Source organism: Fulvimonas sp. R45 (assembly GCF_030504985.1).
In the GTDB taxonomy this organism is placed as follows: Bacteria; Pseudomonadota; Gammaproteobacteria; order Xanthomonadales; family Rhodanobacteraceae; genus Rhodanobacter_A.
In genome coordinates this window covers 1-14991 of sequence record NZ_JASERU010000024.1, presented here as the reverse complement: position 1 = coordinate 14991, position 14991 = coordinate 1, and the positions used below count along the sequence as shown (strand labels likewise).

12 protein-coding genes are annotated in these 14991 nt (G+C 69.8%); 9 read left to right on the top strand and 3 right to left on the bottom strand.

What is annotated here, in order from left to right:
* Positions 1-26 precede the first annotated feature (26 nt).
* Together QMK61_RS16025 and QMK61_RS16020 are read left to right on the top strand one after the other, a co-directional pair.
* Positions 27-923, top strand: a complete 897-nt coding sequence (locus QMK61_RS16025; RefSeq protein WP_302073239.1) for a DMT family transporter — start codon at positions 27-29, stop codon at positions 921-923.
* Between the two features lie 46 nt (positions 924-969).
* Entirely contained in the window at positions 970-2088 is a 1119-nt protein-coding gene (locus QMK61_RS16020) for a sterol desaturase family protein (RefSeq protein WP_302073238.1), read from the top strand.
* Here the strand turns inward: QMK61_RS16020 and QMK61_RS16015 are convergent, their stop codons facing one another.
* Both QMK61_RS16015 and QMK61_RS16010 read right to left on the bottom strand, forming a co-directional pair.
* Positions 2089-3051 (bottom strand): pyridoxal-phosphate dependent enzyme, encoded by a 963-nt coding sequence (locus tag QMK61_RS16015; RefSeq protein WP_302073237.1) that lies wholly within the window; start codon positions 3049-3051, stop codon positions 2089-2091. It lies immediately after the preceding gene.
* Entirely contained in the window at positions 3048-4043 is a 996-nt protein-coding gene (locus tag QMK61_RS16010; protein WP_302073236.1) for an aldose epimerase, read from the bottom strand. The genes QMK61_RS16015 and QMK61_RS16010 overlap by 4 nt, the downstream gene beginning before the upstream one ends.
* Before the next feature lie 69 nt (positions 4044-4112).
* Between QMK61_RS16010 and pepN the strand changes: the two genes are divergently transcribed.
* Positions 4113-6758 (top strand): aminopeptidase N, encoded by a 2646-nt coding sequence (gene pepN, locus QMK61_RS16005; protein ID WP_302073235.1) that lies wholly within the window; start codon positions 4113-4115, stop codon positions 6756-6758.
* 9 nt (positions 6759-6767) lie between these two features.
* Here pepN and QMK61_RS16000 read toward each other — a convergent pair whose 3' ends face one another.
* Positions 6768-6953 carry a hypothetical protein gene (locus QMK61_RS16000; RefSeq protein WP_302073234.1) on the bottom strand — a complete coding sequence of 62 codons (186 nt, stop codon included), beginning with the start codon at positions 6951-6953 and terminating at the stop codon, positions 6768-6770.
* A 687-nt stretch (positions 6954-7640) separates the two neighbouring features.
* Here QMK61_RS16000 and mnmG point away from each other — a divergent pair.
* From mnmG to QMK61_RS15970, 6 genes are all read left to right on the top strand, one after another.
* Positions 7641-9515 carry a tRNA uridine-5-carboxymethylaminomethyl(34) synthesis enzyme MnmG gene (mnmG, locus tag QMK61_RS15995; RefSeq protein WP_302073233.1) on the top strand — a complete coding sequence of 625 codons (1875 nt, stop codon included), beginning with the start codon at positions 7641-7643 and terminating at the stop codon, positions 9513-9515.
* 92 nt (positions 9516-9607) lie between these two features.
* Complete coding sequence (locus QMK61_RS15990) at positions 9608-10387, top strand: RDD family protein (protein ID WP_302073232.1); 780 nt, start codon at positions 9608-9610, stop codon at positions 10385-10387.
* A 138-nt stretch (positions 10388-10525) separates the two neighbouring features.
* Entirely contained in the window at positions 10526-12856 is a 2331-nt protein-coding gene (locus tag QMK61_RS15985; RefSeq protein ID WP_302073231.1) for a Tex family protein, read from the top strand.
* Positions 12857-13238: 382 nt separating this feature from the next.
* Complete coding sequence (locus QMK61_RS15980; RefSeq protein WP_302073230.1) at positions 13239-13592, top strand: DNA-binding protein; 354 nt, start codon at positions 13239-13241, stop codon at positions 13590-13592.
* A gap of 101 nt (positions 13593-13693) precedes the next feature.
* Positions 13694-13915, top strand: coding sequence for a hypothetical protein (locus tag QMK61_RS15975; RefSeq protein ID WP_302073229.1), 222 nt, complete (start codon positions 13694-13696; stop codon positions 13913-13915).
* Positions 13912-14418 (top strand): hypothetical protein, encoded by a 507-nt coding sequence (locus tag QMK61_RS15970; RefSeq protein WP_302073228.1) that lies wholly within the window; start codon positions 13912-13914, stop codon positions 14416-14418. The genes QMK61_RS15975 and QMK61_RS15970 overlap by 4 nt, the downstream gene beginning before the upstream one ends.
* The last annotated feature ends 573 nt before the right edge of the window (positions 14419-14991 follow it).

Sequence of the window (14991 nt, the reverse complement as noted above, 5' to 3'; positions counted from 1 at the left end):
CGCGCTTTTCCCGGCCGCCGACGCCCATGCCACCCTCCGTTTCTCCGCCGCGCGGCGCCGTGCTGGCGCTGCTCGCCACGATCCTGCTGTGGGCCTACAGCTGGGTGGTGATGAAACAGGTGCTGGCCTATGCGGGGCCGTTCGATTTCGCGGCGCTGCGCTACCTGCTCGGCGCGGCGGTGCTGTTCGCGGCCATGCTGCTGGCACGGCAGTCGCTGAAGCCGCCGCCGCTGCTGCCGACGATCCTGATCGGCCTGTGCCAGACCGCCGCCTTCCAGGGGCTGGAGCAATGGGCGCTGGTCCGCGGCGGCGCGGGCCACGTGGCGCTGCTGGCCTACACCATGCCGTTCTGGGCGGTGCTGCTGGCCTGGCTGATCCTGCGCGAACGCCCCACCCGCCGGCACTGGCTGGGCCTGCTGCTGGCGGCGCTGGGCCTGGTCTGCATCATCGAGCCCTGGCGCGGGCTGGGCAACGCGGCCAGCACCGTGCTGGCGGTCGCCGGCGGCGTGGCCTGGGCCGCGGGCACGGTGCTGAGCAAGCGGCTGTTCCGCCAGCACGCGGTCTCCGCGCTGGGCCTCACCGCGTGGCAGATGCTGGCCGGCGGCGTGGCGCTGGGCACGGTGGCGCTGGCGGTGCCGCAGCGGCCCATCGAATGGAGCGGCGCCTTCGTGGCCGGCCTGGCCTACAGCGTGCTGATGGCCTCCAGCCTGGCGTGGTGGCTGTGGTCGATCGTGCTGCGCCGGCTGCCCACCACGGTCGCCAGCGTGAGCAGCCTGGGCGTGCCCATCGTGGGCGTGCTGCTGGCGTGGTGGATCCTGCGCGAGCGGCCCACGGCGATGGAATGGCTGGGCATCGTCTTCGTGCTGCTGGGCCTGTGCGCGGTGAGCGGCCTGCGCCTGCGGCGGCGTTCAGCGCCACCGTGAAGCAGCGGCGCTATCATCCGCCTCCGTCGTCCCCCTCGATACGCCGATGCCTTCCCTGCCCCAACTGTGGTCCCACCTGGTCGACTGGCTGAGCAGCCATGCCGTGGCGCCGGCGCTGGACCTGCTGCACCTGGGCAAGCTCTCCGGCGACCCGCGCGACATCGCCGCCTCGCTGCTGATCGCGGCGCTGCAGATCGGCATCATCGGCTTCGTCTTCCGTCCGCTGGAAACCTTCTTCCCGGCGGAAAAATGGAGCGACCGCAGGCTCACCCTGGTGGACCGCAACTACACGGTAATGATGCTGCTGGGCATCTTCCCGCTGTTCACCTATTTGATCCTGATGCCGTTCAGCCACCTGTTCGGCGGCGCGGATGCCGCCACCTCCGGCACCGGTTCGCCGCTGGCGATCACGCACTGGGCGCCGTGGTTCAACGGCCATCCCTACGTGCTGTTCGGCGTGTACTACGTGGTCTACGACTTCACGTACTACTGGATGCACCGCACCCAGCACGCGCTGCCGTGGTGGTGGGCGCTGCACAGCATGCACCACAGCACGCGGCAGATGAGCTGCTGGACCAACGACCGCGGCAACCTGATCGACGGCTTCATCCAGTCGATGATCCTCGCCGTGGTGGGCCTGGCGATGGGCGTGGACCCGGACGAGTTCGCCTGGCTGATGCTGCTGGGCGAGCTGGTGCAGAACCTGTCGCACACCAATACGCGGCTGGGCTTCGGCCGGCTGTTCGGGCGCGTGTTCGTCGACCCGAGGTTCCACCGCCTGCACCACATGCTGGTGGACCCGGAGCGGCCGAAGCTGCACAACTGCAACTTCGGCCAGGTGCTGTCGATCTGGGACGTGCTGTTCGGCACCGCGCTGTACGGCGAACCGCCGCGCCCCACCGGCGTGGGCGACCCGGTGGTGGACGCGGACAACGATTACGGCCTGCTCGGCCTGCACTGGGCATCCACGAAGCGCTTCCTGCGCACGGTGTTCCGGCGCGAAGGCTGGACGCCGGGCGAGGTGGCGTTCGACCCGGACACACTGCGCCCGGTTCCGGTCGACCAGCTCGACCTGCACGCGCTGGCGCGGCACCCGCCCAGCCATGCCGCGGCGCCGCCCGCGGCCACGGACGGGACGGTGGCCGGGGAATCCGCGGCAGCCTGATCAGCCGCGCCAGGGCAGCGCGTCGAGGTCGACGTTGCCGCCGGTGAGCACCACGCCCACGCGGCGGCCGGCAAAGCGCCCGCGCGCCTTCAGCAGCGCCGCCAGCACGGTGGCGCTGGATACCTCCACCACCTGCTTCAGTTCCGTCCACAGCAGCCGCATCGCGGCGACGGTTTCCGCGTCGTCCACCGCGATCACCTCGACGCGGTGCGCGCCCAGCGCGTCGAGGTTGCGTTCGCCCACCAGCGCGCGCAGGCCGTCGCAGACCGTGTCCGGCACCACGTCGGTGACGCGCCGGCCGGCGGCCAGCGAGCGCGCCGCGTCGTCGGCGCCGGCCGGCTCGGCGGCGAACAGCGCGACGTCCGGCGCCAGCGCATGCGCCGCGACCGCCACGCCCGCGGCCAGCCCGCCGCCGCCGACGGGCGTGATCACGGCGTCCAGCCCCGGCGCCTGCCGCAACAGTTCCAGCGCGATCGTGCCCTGCCCCGCCATCACCCGCGTATCGGCGTAGGGATGCACCAGGGTCGCGCCGGTCCGGGCCTGCACTTCGGCGCACATCGCCTCGCGCGCGGCCTGGGTGGGCGCGCAGCGATGCAGCGTGCCGCCGGCGCGCGCGATGGCGTCCAGCTTGGCCTGCACCGCGCCCTCGGGCACCACCACGTGCGCCTGGATGCCGCGGGTGGCGGCGGCCAGCGCCAGTGCATTGCCGTGGTTGCCGGAGGAGTGCGTGACCACGCCGCGCGCGGCCTCCCCGTCCGCCAGCGACCACACCGCGTTGCAGGCGCCGCGGAACTTGAACGCGCCGCCGCGCTGCAGGTTCTCGCACTTGAAGAACAGCGCGGCGCCGACGCGCTGGTCCAGCGCCGCGCTGCGCAACACCGGCGTCACCGTGGCGTGCGGCGCGATGCGCGCGGCCGCATCGCGCACCTGCGCCGGGGTCGGCAGCACGTCGAGCGCGCTCATGGCGATTCGATCTCCACGCCACAGCGGAAGTGGCGCTCGGCGCCCGGCTCCAGCCGGATCGCGTCCGCGCATTCGGGACGGTTGAACGCGTTGGCCATGCATTCCATCGGCTCCAGCGCCACCGCGCGGCGCACGCTGCGGCTGATCGTGTCGGCGGTGAAGGCGTGCATCACGCCGTGCTCCTGCCACACGGCCAGGCCGAAACCGCTGTCCGGGTCGCGCAGGCGGGTGCGGATGCGGCCGTCCGCCTCCGCGTCGAGGTCGGTATAGCCCTGGTCGATGATGTGGTCGCCGATCCGGCGCGACTCGCGGAAGTCCAGCGCCGGCGCGTCGTCCAGCGCCACGTAGGCGGCGGCGCCATCCAGCGCGATCAGGTCGGCGCCGGTGCGGATCAGGGTCTGCGCGGGAATCTGCAGGTCCCAGTCGTCGGCCATGCCGTCGCCGACGCGGAAGTACGGGTGCCAGCCGAAGAAACACGGCGCGTCGCCGTCGCCCACGTTGCGCAAGGCCACGTCCAGCGCGAGGCCGGCGGCATCCAGCGCGTAGGTCACCGCGAGGTCGATCGCGTGGGGGTAGCCGGGCCGCGGGCGGATCGCCGAAGTGGCCAGCGTCACCCGCGCCGAGCGCGCGTCCGCGGCCAGCGCACGGACCTCGAAGTCCGTGCCGCGCACGAAGCCGTGCCGGAAGCCCCGGTCCGGCCCGGCCACGCCCGGCTGCAGGTCCTGCACCTGGCTGTCGTAGGTGTAGCGCGCGTCGGCGATGCGCCCGCCGAACGGCACCATGATCGCGAAGCGCGAGCCGGAATGCGCCACGATCTCGGCTTCGTCGCGGTTGCCGTCGGCGATGTCGAAGCTGCGGCCCGCGCGCAGCACCTCGAAGCCCAGCAGCGCGGCGCCGTGGCAGGCGATGCGCACGCGCCGGCCCGCGCCGTCGTCCAGCACCACGATCGGTTGTGCGCCCAGCATGGCGCGTTCTGCGGCATAGCGGCCCATCGGCTTTGTCCTGTGCGTAACGCACCCCATGTTAGCCTGAACGAATCCCCCTGCCGCATGGCTTTCCGCATGAGCGCACGCCCCGAACACGCCCCCGCCCCCACCCGCCTGCGCGACTACCGCCCGCCCGCCTGGCGGGTGGAGCGCGTGGAGCTGGAATTCGACCTGGGTATCGACGCCACCGAGGTCGCCGCGCGCCTGCACCTGCGCCGCGACGAAGCGCAGGATGCGCCGCTGCAGCTGGACGGCGAAGGCCTGGATCTGCTCGCCATCGCCCTCGACGGCCGCGCACTGGATGCTGGCGAGTACCGCCACGACGACCGCTCGCTCGAAGTCGACGGCGCCCGCGACGGCAGTGTGCTGGAGACCCGCGTGCGCCTGAAGCCGGCGGCGAACACCGCGCTGGAAGGCCTGTACCTGTCCGGCTCGCGCGAGGCCGGCTTCCTGCTCACCCAGTGCGAGGCGGAGGGCTTCCGCCACATCACCTTCTTCCCCGACCGGCCCGACGTGCTGGCCCGGTACACCGTCACCCTGCGCGCCGACCGGGCGCGTTTCCCGGTGCTGCTGGCCGGCGGCAACCCCGACGGCGCGGGCGAGCTGGCGGACGGCCGCCACTGGGCGCGCTTCGTCGATCCGCACCCCAAGCCCAGCTACCTGTTCGCCCTGGTCGCCGGCCGGCTGGAGAAGCTCGAGCGCGGCTACACCACCGCCGACGGCCGCGCGGTGAAGCTGGTGATGTGGTCCGAGGCCAACGTGATCGACTGCTGCCACTACGCGCTGGACGCGCTGGAACGCGCGATGCGCTGGGACGAGCAGGCCTACGGTCGCAACTACGACCTCGAGGTGTTCCACGTCGTCGCCACCCACGACTTCAACATGGGCGCAATGGAGAACAAGGGCCTCAACATCTTCAACGCGAAGTACCTGCTGGCCGATCCCGACTCCACCACCGACGACGAATACCGTGCGGTGGAGGCCGTCGTGGCGCACGAATACTTCCACAACTGGAGCGGCAACCGCGTCACCTGCCGCGACTGGTTCCAGCTCTCGCTGAAAGAGGGCTTCACCGTGTTCCGCGAACAGAGCTTCTCGGCCGACATGAACTCCGCGCCGCTGAAGCGCATCGAGGACGTGGCCCTGCTGCGCCGCGCCCAGTTCACCGAGGACGCCGGCCCGCTGGCGCATCCGGTGCGCCCGGCCGAGTACCGCGAGATCAACAACTTCTACACTGCCACCGTGTACGAGAAGGGCGCCGAGCTGGTGCGCATGCTGGCCGGGCGGCTGGGTGCGGAGGGCTTCCGCCGCGGCGCCGACCGGTACTTCGCACGCAACGACGGCCGCGCCGCCACCCTCGAGGATTTCCTCGCCGCGCTAGGCGAGGCCAACGACATCGACCTCGCGCCCTACCTCGCCTGGTACGGCCAGGCCGGCACGCCGCGGCTGAAGGCGTGCGGCGAATACGACGCCACCCGTCGCGAATACGCGCTCACGCTGTCGCAGCACACCCTGGCCACGCCGGGGCAGCCGCTCAAGCAGCCGCTGCCGATCCCGGTGAAGCTGGCGCTGTTCGACCACGGCGGCCGCATGCTGCCGCTGCACCTGGACGACCAGCCGCCCGCGCCCGAGCGCGTGGTGGTGCTGGCCGCGGCCGAGCAGCGCTTCGTGTTCCGCGACGTCGACGCGCCACCGGTGCCCTCGCTGCTGCGCGGCTTCTCCGCGCCGGTGATCCTGGAGTGCGACTACGCCCCCGACGAGCTGGCCCTGCTGCTCACCCACGACGCGGACGGCTTCAACCGGTGGGAGGCCGGCCAGCAGCTCGCCGCGCGCGCGTACGATGCGTTGCGCGACGGCGGCGATGACGCGGCCCCGGCCGCCTGGTGCGCCGCGCTGGCCGCGCTGTTTGCGCGGGACGGCCTCGATCCCGCCCTGCTCGCCGGCCTGCTCACCCCGCCCGGCGAACTCGAATTGGCCGACCGCCAGGCCGAGGCCGACCCCGCGCGCATCCACGCGCTGCGCCAGGCATTGCAGCGCCGGCTGGCCGAACATATCGGCGCCGACGCGCTGCATGCGCGCTACCGGGCGCTGGCCGCGCCGGCCGGCCTCGACCTCGGCGCCGCCGGCCAGGCCGCGCGTCGGCTCAAGCGCCGCGTGCTGGAACTGCTGGCCCTGGTCGATGCCGGGCAGGCCTTCGCGCTGGCCGCGGCCCAGTATGACCATGCGACCGGCATGACCGACCGCCTCGCCGCGCTGGCCGTGCTGGTGCACCACCAGGCGCCGCAGGCCGCGGCCGCGTTGGCGCACTTCCGCGCGCGCTACGACGACAACGCGCTGGCGCTGGACAAGTGGTTCGCGGTGCAGGCGCAGGTCCCCGGCGAGCCCGCGCTGGCGCGGGTGCGCGCGCTGGAGGCCGATCCGAAGTTCACCCTGAAGAATCCCAACCGCGCACGCGCCCTGCTGGGCAGCTGGGCCAGCGGCAATCCCAGCGGCTTCCACCGCGCCGACGGCGCCGGCTACGCCCTGTACGCCGAGCGGCTGGCCGAGCTGGACGCGCTCAACCCGCAGATCGCCGCGCGCCTGGCCACCGCCTTCAACGGCTGGAACCGGCTGGAGCCGGTGCGCCGCGAGGCGGCCCGGCAGGCGATGGCGCAACTGGCGGCGCGCCCCGCGCTGTCGCGCAACCTGGGCGAGATCCTGGGCAACATGCTGAAAGCTTGAGGCACGCGCTCAGCCGGCCAGCTGGCGCCACTCGGCACGCAGGTCGTCCATGCGCGACGCCAGCCGCGCGCGCAGCTGCGCCTGGCGGGCATCGTCGTGCCGCGCGAGGTAGTCCATCGCCATCTCGACCTTGCCGATCTCCACAAGGAGGTCGTGGCACGGATAGATGGGCGCGATGTCGTGGTCGATGTTCATGCGTCGCCTCCGTGTATGCCGGAGGGGCTGCATCAGCCATGCCACAACGTGATTTGCATCACGTCGCAAACGGGCCTGGATCACAAGCTGACACATTGCGTCAGCTGCTGCCGTGATCCGGCACAAAAGCGCATTTCAGTCACTCCATGTTCACATGCCCGGAGCCATGATCGCCCCACGCTCACGGCAGCGAAAAGCTGCCCAGCGCCACCCGTTCCACGGTTTCTGGCGCCCGGCAACACGGTCATCCTGGATTCCCCCTGTTCCTGAGACCGCCGGGCGCCAGATCTCTTCCCGCCAAAGCCCGCGCCCTGCGCGGGCTTTGCGTTGGGCGCCCCGCAGGAATGCAGGCGCCGGAAAGGACGACGGCGCCCAGGGAGACCCGGGGCGCCGTCCTTGCTTCCTCTCTCGGCACGCGGTCGGACCCCTGTCTGTCCAACCTCGGCGCGCGTCGCCGCGCTGCGTCTGCCCTCGAAAGTGCGGGGATTCAACATGCAGAATGCGTGCCATACCCATGCCGCACGACGGCGGCCGCGCGTCGAACTGCACCGGGCACGGCCGCGGGTTACCATAAGCGCTTGTTTTGGCAGGCGCGCCACGCGCGACCTGGCAGCCATCGCGAACGGGCCCGTCCATGCGGCGCCCGCCCGCGTCCCGCGACGTGATCGCCCGACCGAACCCACGACCATGCTCCATCCCCAGCACTACGACGTCATCGTCATCGGCGGCGGCCATGCCGGCACCGAGGCCGCGCTGGCCGCGGCGCGCACCGGTGCGCGCACGCTGCTGCTCACCCACAGCATCGAGACGGTCGGCGCGATGAGCTGCAACCCGGCCATCGGCGGCATCGGCAAGGGCCACCTGGTGAAGGAGATCGACGCGCTGGGCGGCGCGATGGCGCGCGCGGCGGACCGGGCCGGCATCCAGTGGCGGACGCTCAACGCCTCCAAGGGTCCGGCCGTGCGCGCCACGCGCTGCCAGGCCGACCGCGCGCTGTACCGCGCCGCGATCCGCCGCATCGTGGAAAGCCAGCCGGACCTCGAGCTGTTCCAGCAGGCGGTGGACGACCTGATCCTGGAAGGTGGCCGGGTCGCTGGCGTAGTGACGCAGATGGGCCTGGCGTTCCGGGCGCGCAGCGTGGTGCTCACTGCCGGCACCTTCCTCGCCGGCCGCATCCATATCGGCCCGAGCCAGTACGCCGGCGGCCGCGCCGGCGACCCGCCCGCCACCACGCTGGCCGAACGCCTGCGCGCCCTGCCGCTGGCGGCCGAGCGCCTGAAGACCGGCACGCCGCCGCGCATCGACCGCCGCAGCATCGACTTCACCGGCCTGGAGGAACAGCCCGGCGACGACCCGGCGCCGGTGTTCTCCTACCTCGGCACGCGCGACGAGCATCCGCGCCAGGCGAGCTGCTGGATCACGCATACCGGCGAGCGCACCCACGAGATCATCCGCGGCGCGCTGGACCGCTCGCCGCTGTACACCGGCCAGATCGAGGGCGTGGGGCCGCGCTACTGCCCGTCGATCGAGGACAAGGTGGTGCGCTTCGCCGACAAGGGCTCGCACCAGGTGTTCATCGAGCCGGAAGGGCTGGACTCGCTGGAGATCTACCCCAACGGCATCTCCACCTCGCTGCCGTTCGACGTGCAGCTGGCGCTGGTGCGCTCGATCAAGGGCTTCGAGCACGCCCACGTCACCCGCCCCGGCTACGCCATCGAGTACGACTACTTCGACCCGCGCGGCCTGCAGCCGTGGCTGGAGACGAAGGCGATCCCGGGCCTGTACTTCGCCGGCCAGATCAACGGCACCACCGGCTACGAGGAAGCCGCCGCGCAGGGCCTGCTGGCCGGCCTCAACGCGGCGCTCGCCGTGCACGGCAAGGCGCCGTGGTACCCGCGCCGCGACGAGGCCTACCTCGGCGTGCTGGTCGACGACCTCACCAGCAACGGCACGCTGGAGCCCTACCGCATGTTCACCTCGCGCGCCGAGTACCGGCTGCACCTGCGCGAGGACAACGCCGACCTGCGCCTCACCGAAAAGGGCCACGAACTGGGCGTGGTGCCGCAGCCGCGCTTCGACGCGCTGCGCACCAAGCGCGAAGCGGTGGAACGCGAGACGCAGCGCCTCGGCGCGCTGTGGGCCGCGCCGGCCAACGCGCTGGGCGCGGCGGTCGGGCGCCGGCTCGGCATCGCGGTCAGCCGCGAGACCAGCGCGCTGGACCTGCTGCGCCGCCCCGAGGTGGACTACGCCGCGCTCACCCGCGTGGACGGCCTCGGCCCGGCGGTGGCACGCGACGACGTCGCCGCCCAGGTCGAGGTGCAGGTGAAATACGCCGGCTACCTGGAGCGCCAACGCGAGGAAATCGAGCGCCAGCGCCGCCACGAGCACACCGCGATCCCCGCCGGCTTCGACTACGACACCGTGCGCGGCCTGTCCGCCGAGGTGCTGGCCAAGCTCAAGCGCAGCCAGCCGGCCACGGTCGGCCAGGCGGCGCGGATCAGCGGCGTCACCCCCGCGGCGATCTCGCTGCTGCTGGTGCACCTGAAGCGCCACGCCGCCTGAGGCGCCCTTCCCCGGCAAGGACTTCCGGCAGGCGCAGCACGTCGCGCTCGTGGCATCATGCCGGCTCGGCATCCACAGCACGGGAGCAGGCGATGGACGTTTGGATCGGTCGGGACGGTGAACGGCACGGCCCCTACAAGGAAGAGGACGTGCGCCAATGGCTGCGCAGCGGCCAGGTCAGCGGCGACGACCTGGCCTGGTACGACGGCCTGGCCGACTGGCAGCCGCTGTCGGTGCTGTTCCCCGACGAGCGGCGCAGCGCGGCGACGGCGCCCGGGGACACCCCCTATTCGGCCCCGGCCGCGCCGCTGCAGGGCCTGCCGCAGACCAACACCGCGGCGCTGGAGGATTACGCGGGGTTCTGGAAGCGGCTGGCGGCCTTCATTATCGACACCATCCTGCTTTACGTGGTCTTCCGGTTCATCGGCATGCTGTTCGGCTTCAACGCGATCGAAGAAGCCGCGCAGGCCGCGATGAAGCAGGAAATGCTCAATGGCGTGAGCTTCATGCATGCCTGGCAGCACACCCAGGCCACCCTGTGGCCTTACAACCTGATCAATACCGTGCTGGGCTGGCTGTACTTCGCCATCTGTGAAAGCTCCGCGTGGCAGGCGACCGTCGGCAAGCTCGCCCTGGGCATCCGGGTGACCGACATGCAGGGCTCGCGCATCAGCTTCCTGCGCGCCGTGGGGCGCTATGCCGCCAAGTTCCTCAGCTACATCATCCTGCTGATCGGCTTCCTGATGGTCGCCTTCACCCGCCGCAAGCAGGGCCTGCACGACCTGGTCGCCGGCACGCTGGTGCTCAACGGCCGCGCCAGCGAGTTCAAGGACGCCGCGCCGAAATCCTCCGGCAACTCCTTCAACGCCTGACCGCGCCAACCTCTCGGCGGCGCCGGCCCCTGGCCGGCGCCGTTTTCGTTTCACTGCCGCGGCCATGGCCTGGCGCGCTTGCTACCATCCCGCTCCTGCCGCCGGCAGTCTTTCATCGCAAGGAACCGAATCCGCCCCATGCTCAGCATCGAACAACGCATTGCCCAGGACATCGCCGCCAAGACCGACCAGGTGCGCGCGGCGGTGGATCTTCTCGACGAAGGCGCCACCGTGCCCTTCATCGCCCGCTACCGCAAGGAGGCGACCGGCGGGCTGGACGACACCCAGTTGCGTCTGCTGGAAGAGCGCCTGCGCTACCTGCGCGAACTGGAGGACCGCCGCGGCGCGATCCTCGCCAGCATCGAGGAACAGGGCAAGCTGAGCGATGCGCTCAAGGAAGACATCCTGACCGCCGACACCAAGGCACGGCTGGAGGACCTCTACCTGCCCTACAAGCCCAAGCGCCGCACCAAGGCGCAGATCGCGCGCGAGGCCGGACTGGAGCCACTGGCGACCGGCCTGCGCGAGGACCCCACGCAGTCGCCCGAAGCACTGGCCGAGCCGTTCGTCGATGCCGACAAGGGCGTGCCCGACGTGCGCGCCGCACTGGACGGCGCCCGCGCCATCCTGATGGAGTCCATCGCCGAGGATGCCCACCTGGTCGGCGAGCTGCGCGACTGGCTGTGGGACAAGGGCCAGATCCGCGCGAAAGTCGTCGAGGGCAAGGAAAGCGAAGGCGCCAAGTTCCGCGACTACTTCGACCACGTCGAGCCGATCGGCAAGATCCCCTCGCATCGCCTGCTGGCGCTGATGCGCGCACGCAACGAGGGCATCATCGAACTCGAACTGCAGCCGGCGCTCGACGCCGAACAGGGCCACCTGGAAGGCGAGGGCCGCGTCGCCGCGCACGCCGGCATCCACGACCGCGGCCGCGCCGCCGACACCTGGCTGCGCGAGACCGTGCGCCTGACCTGGCGCGTGAAGCTTCACCTGCACCTCACGCTGGACCTGTTCGGCCGCGTGCGCGAAGGCGCCGAGGACGAGGCGATCCGTGTGTTCGGCGACAACCTCAAGGACCTGATGCTGGCCGCCCCCGCCGGCGCGAAGACGGTGATGGGCCTCGACCCCGGCATCCGCACCGGCTGCAAGGTGGCGGTGGTCGATCCCACCGGCAAGCTGCTGGCCACCGACACCATCTACCCGCACGAACCGCGCCGGCAATGGAACGAATCGCTGGCCGCGCTGGCGCGGCTGTGCCAGAAGCACGGCGTGGACCTGATCGCGATCGGCAACGGCACCGCCTCGCGCGAGACCGACAAGCTCGCGGGCGAACTCATCAAGGGCCTTGCCAAGACGCATCCCGAGCACAAGCTGTCGAAGGTGGTGGTGAGCGAGGCCGGCGCCTCGGTGTATTCCGCCTCGGAAACCGCGGCGAAGGAATTCCCCGACCTCGACGTGAGCCTGCGCGGCGCCGTTTCCATCGCGCGCCGCCTGCAGGACCCGCTGGCCGAACTGGTGAAGATCGAGCCCAAGGCGATCGGCGTGGGCCAGTACCAGCACGACGTGAACCAGGTGAAGCTGGCGCGCGCGCTGGACGCGAAGGTCGAGGACTGCGTGAACGCGGTGGGCGTGGACGTGAACACCGCCTCGGCCGCGCTGCTGTCGCGCGTGGCCGGCCTGTCCGCCAGCGTGGCCGAGAACGTGGTGAAGCACCGCGACGCCCACGGCCCGTTCCCGAACCGCAAGGCGCTGCTCAAGGTGCCACGGCTCGGCGACAAGGCCTTCGAGCAGTGCGCCGGCTTCCTGCGCGTGCCCAACGGCGACAATCCGCTCGATGCTTCCGCGGTGCATCCGGAAGCCTATCCGGTGGTCGAGCGCATCATCGCCCAGTGCGGCCGCGAGGTGCGCAACATCATCGGCGACACCGGCTTCCTGCGCGGCCTCAAGGCCGAGCAGTACACCGACGAGACCTTCGGCGTACCGACCGTGCGCGACATCCTCAAGGAACTGGAGAAGCCCGGCCGCGACCCGCGCCCCGAGTTCGTGGCACCGAGCTTCGCCGAGGGCGTGGAAGACCTGAAGGACCTGCGCCCCGGCATGATCCTGGAAGGTCGCGTCACCAACGTCGCCGCGTTCGGCGCCTTCGTCGACATCGGCGTGCACCAGGACGGCCTGGTCCATGTCTCGGCGCTGTCGCACAGCTTCGTCAAGGACCCGCGCGACGCGGTCAAGGCCGGCGACATCGTCAAGGTGAAGGTGATGGAGGTGGACATCCCGCGCCAGCGCATTGGCCTGTCGATGCGCCTGGACGACGAGCCTGGCCAGGCGCGCGGCAAGCCGGGCGGCCCGGCGGGCGACCGCGGTCCCTCGCGCGGCCCGCGCCCCGGGGGCGCGCCGGCCAAGGCTGCCGCGCCGGCACCCGCCAACAGCGCCTTCGCCGACGCCATGCGCCGCGCGATGAAGCAATAAGCACCCCGCCGGCCAAGGCCGCCTTGACGCGGCCTTGGCCGGCCACTGCGCTACCTTCCCCACCGCCCGTCTGATCCGAACAGCAAAGTCTGTTCGGATCACTAGGCCGAAATATGTGCACCAACGAGATGAGAAGTACGAACTTTGCTCACCAGATGTGAGGAACAGTGCAACATGTGCCGACAAATCAATAATTTGTGATCATCGGACATGTGCGCCTTTGCCGTGCCCTACTGCCATAGCTTGTAGGGGTCACGAGAAGGTCAGGGAGGTCGACTCCTGGAGCGAGGGCACACGAGCAGCTTCTTGAGAGTTCTTCATCATGCCAGCGCCAAGGCTGTGTCATGCTCGCATCGGCGCTGGTCACCATGAGGGGAGCTCCTTGACCGATTTCCTCTTCCAAGACACGCATGGCAGTCATATCGTATCCCCAGGCAAAGTCGCCCAATTACTGGGGCTCTCACCCGGTGACTTAGCTTCTGCCGCAGGCGTCCACCAGAACACCCTTACCGCGTGCCCACAATCGCCACGCGTGCAGGCTTTTCTGCGTGACATCGTCAACGTCTTGAATGAAGCCAAAGAGACCTTCGGCGATGACGAGTTGCCCATCGCCTGGCTCCTCAACGAGCCGCTGTCGGCGTTCCGTAAGAAGAGCGCGTGGGAGTTGATCGCGATGGGTCGGGGCCAGGATGTCCTCGCTTACCTCCACTCCTACTCCGCGGGCTTCGTCGGTTGATGAGTATTGCCATCGAACTGACCGCTCATCGCCACCCCGACTGACCAGGCCGGCGACAGCATCTAAGACCACTCGGCCGACTACAACGACTGAAGGTGCACATGGACCGGCAAGACATCAACTACGGCGTGGACTTTGAGCGTGCCCGAGAACACCTCGATGCCGAAGCGGGACGCCTGTTTCGGGTCTATCTGACCGCCAAGAAATCGGGCACGTCGGAGGAGATCGAGCAGGCCAGAACCGCCTACGAGGCGGCGCACCATCGTGCCCAGACGTTACGCCCTAGTGACGATGCCTCGATTCGAGCCGTACTGGAAGAATGAGCGCCGAAGCAGCCCACCGGTTTGGCGTAAACGAATTGCTTTTTCTGGACACCGAGTGGGCAAACGACCGCCGGGACCTAGTGAGCCTGGCGCTGGTCAACGTCGATGGCTCACGCGTGCTGTACCTGGAACGCGACCCGCTGCCATCACAGCCTTCTGCGTTCGTTTTGAGTGTCGTGTATCCGTTGCTGGATCGTAGCTCGGCGCTGCCCGATCATCAGTTCACGGATACGTTGCGGGCATACGTGGCGGCGAGCGGCGTGCCGCACATCCACTTCGATTCTCAATGGGACAAGGTCTTGCTTGGTCAAGCCCTGAGCGAATGGGGGCGGAATCTGACCGGGATCCCGGAGTTCGTGTCGGTACTCATCGAACGGAACGACGTTCGAGACGAAGTGGAGGTGTATTTCAAGAACAACCCGGAAGCCTTGGCACGGCGGCATCATGCCTTGGTGGATGCCGAGGCCTTGCGTCATGCCTTCGTCGAGGTGGTTGACCCTTGATCCTCTGCATGGGCGACAAATGATCGAAGTAGGCGCTCACCGAGTCGCACAACAAACCTGCTGCGCGAACAGAAGCAATAGCCTGCGCACCCGCTCGCCGTGGAAAGCGCCCCACGTCGTTGTCGAAAGTGTTCTCAGACTATCGGTTGCGCACGAGCGCTGCGCGCGACCGAATATCTTCGGCAGATGCCCGCGGCAACGCGATGAAATCTCGCTCTGCCATGACCTCATAGGCGTCTTGAAACGGAAGGTACAGGTCAACCATCCAAACACCTCCGTCCTGTCGGCCTGCATAAGGGTGAAGGACTTCCCCATCCGATCGGCACCGATCGAAACGAAGCACTCCTTTGTTCGGGTACCGATGGGCACGCCGCCTTTCCAGCATCCGTCTTACCGCGTGGTCCGGATAGCCGGGATGGCCCACGGTTCCGTGCTCATCGATTGCGGCGGATAGCGTATCTTCGAGCGCGAGATCGACGTCCCCCCGCTTTGAGTAGCGGGTCGGTTTAGAGTCCTGAGTTACTTTAACTGCTTCGCGTAGGCGGCGGGTGTCAGCCCGCCCAACGACTTCTT

Bases quoted from the DNA above. Each gene is read 5' to 3' on its own strand.
- QMK61_RS16000 (WP_302073234.1), bottom strand. From the start codon at position 6,953: ATGAACATCGACCACGACATCGCGCCCATCTATCCGTGCCACGACCTC.
- QMK61_RS15975 (WP_302073229.1), top strand. From the start codon at position 13,694: ATGGACCGGCAAGACATCAACTACGGCGTGGACTTTGAGCGTGCCCGA.
- pepN (WP_302073235.1), top strand. From the start codon at position 4,113: ATGAGCGCACGCCCCGAACACGCCCCCGCCCCCACCCGCCTGCGCGAC.
- QMK61_RS15990 (WP_302073232.1), top strand. From the start codon at position 9,608: ATGGACGTTTGGATCGGTCGGGACGGTGAACGGCACGGCCCCTACAAG.
- QMK61_RS15985 (WP_302073231.1), top strand. From the start codon at position 10,526: ATGCTCAGCATCGAACAACGCATTGCCCAGGACATCGCCGCCAAGACC.
- QMK61_RS16010 (WP_302073236.1), bottom strand. From the start codon at position 4,043: ATGGGCCGCTATGCCGCAGAACGCGCCATGCTGGGCGCACAACCGATC.
- QMK61_RS15970 (WP_302073228.1), top strand. From the start codon at position 13,912: ATGAGCGCCGAAGCAGCCCACCGGTTTGGCGTAAACGAATTGCTTTTT.
- QMK61_RS16020 (WP_302073238.1), top strand. From the start codon at position 970: ATGCCTTCCCTGCCCCAACTGTGGTCCCACCTGGTCGACTGGCTGAGC.
- mnmG (WP_302073233.1), top strand. From the start codon at position 7,641: ATGCTCCATCCCCAGCACTACGACGTCATCGTCATCGGCGGCGGCCAT.
- QMK61_RS16015 (WP_302073237.1), bottom strand. From the start codon at position 3,051: ATGAGCGCGCTCGACGTGCTGCCGACCCCGGCGCAGGTGCGCGATGCG.
- QMK61_RS16025 (WP_302073239.1), top strand. From the start codon at position 27: ATGCCACCCTCCGTTTCTCCGCCGCGCGGCGCCGTGCTGGCGCTGCTC.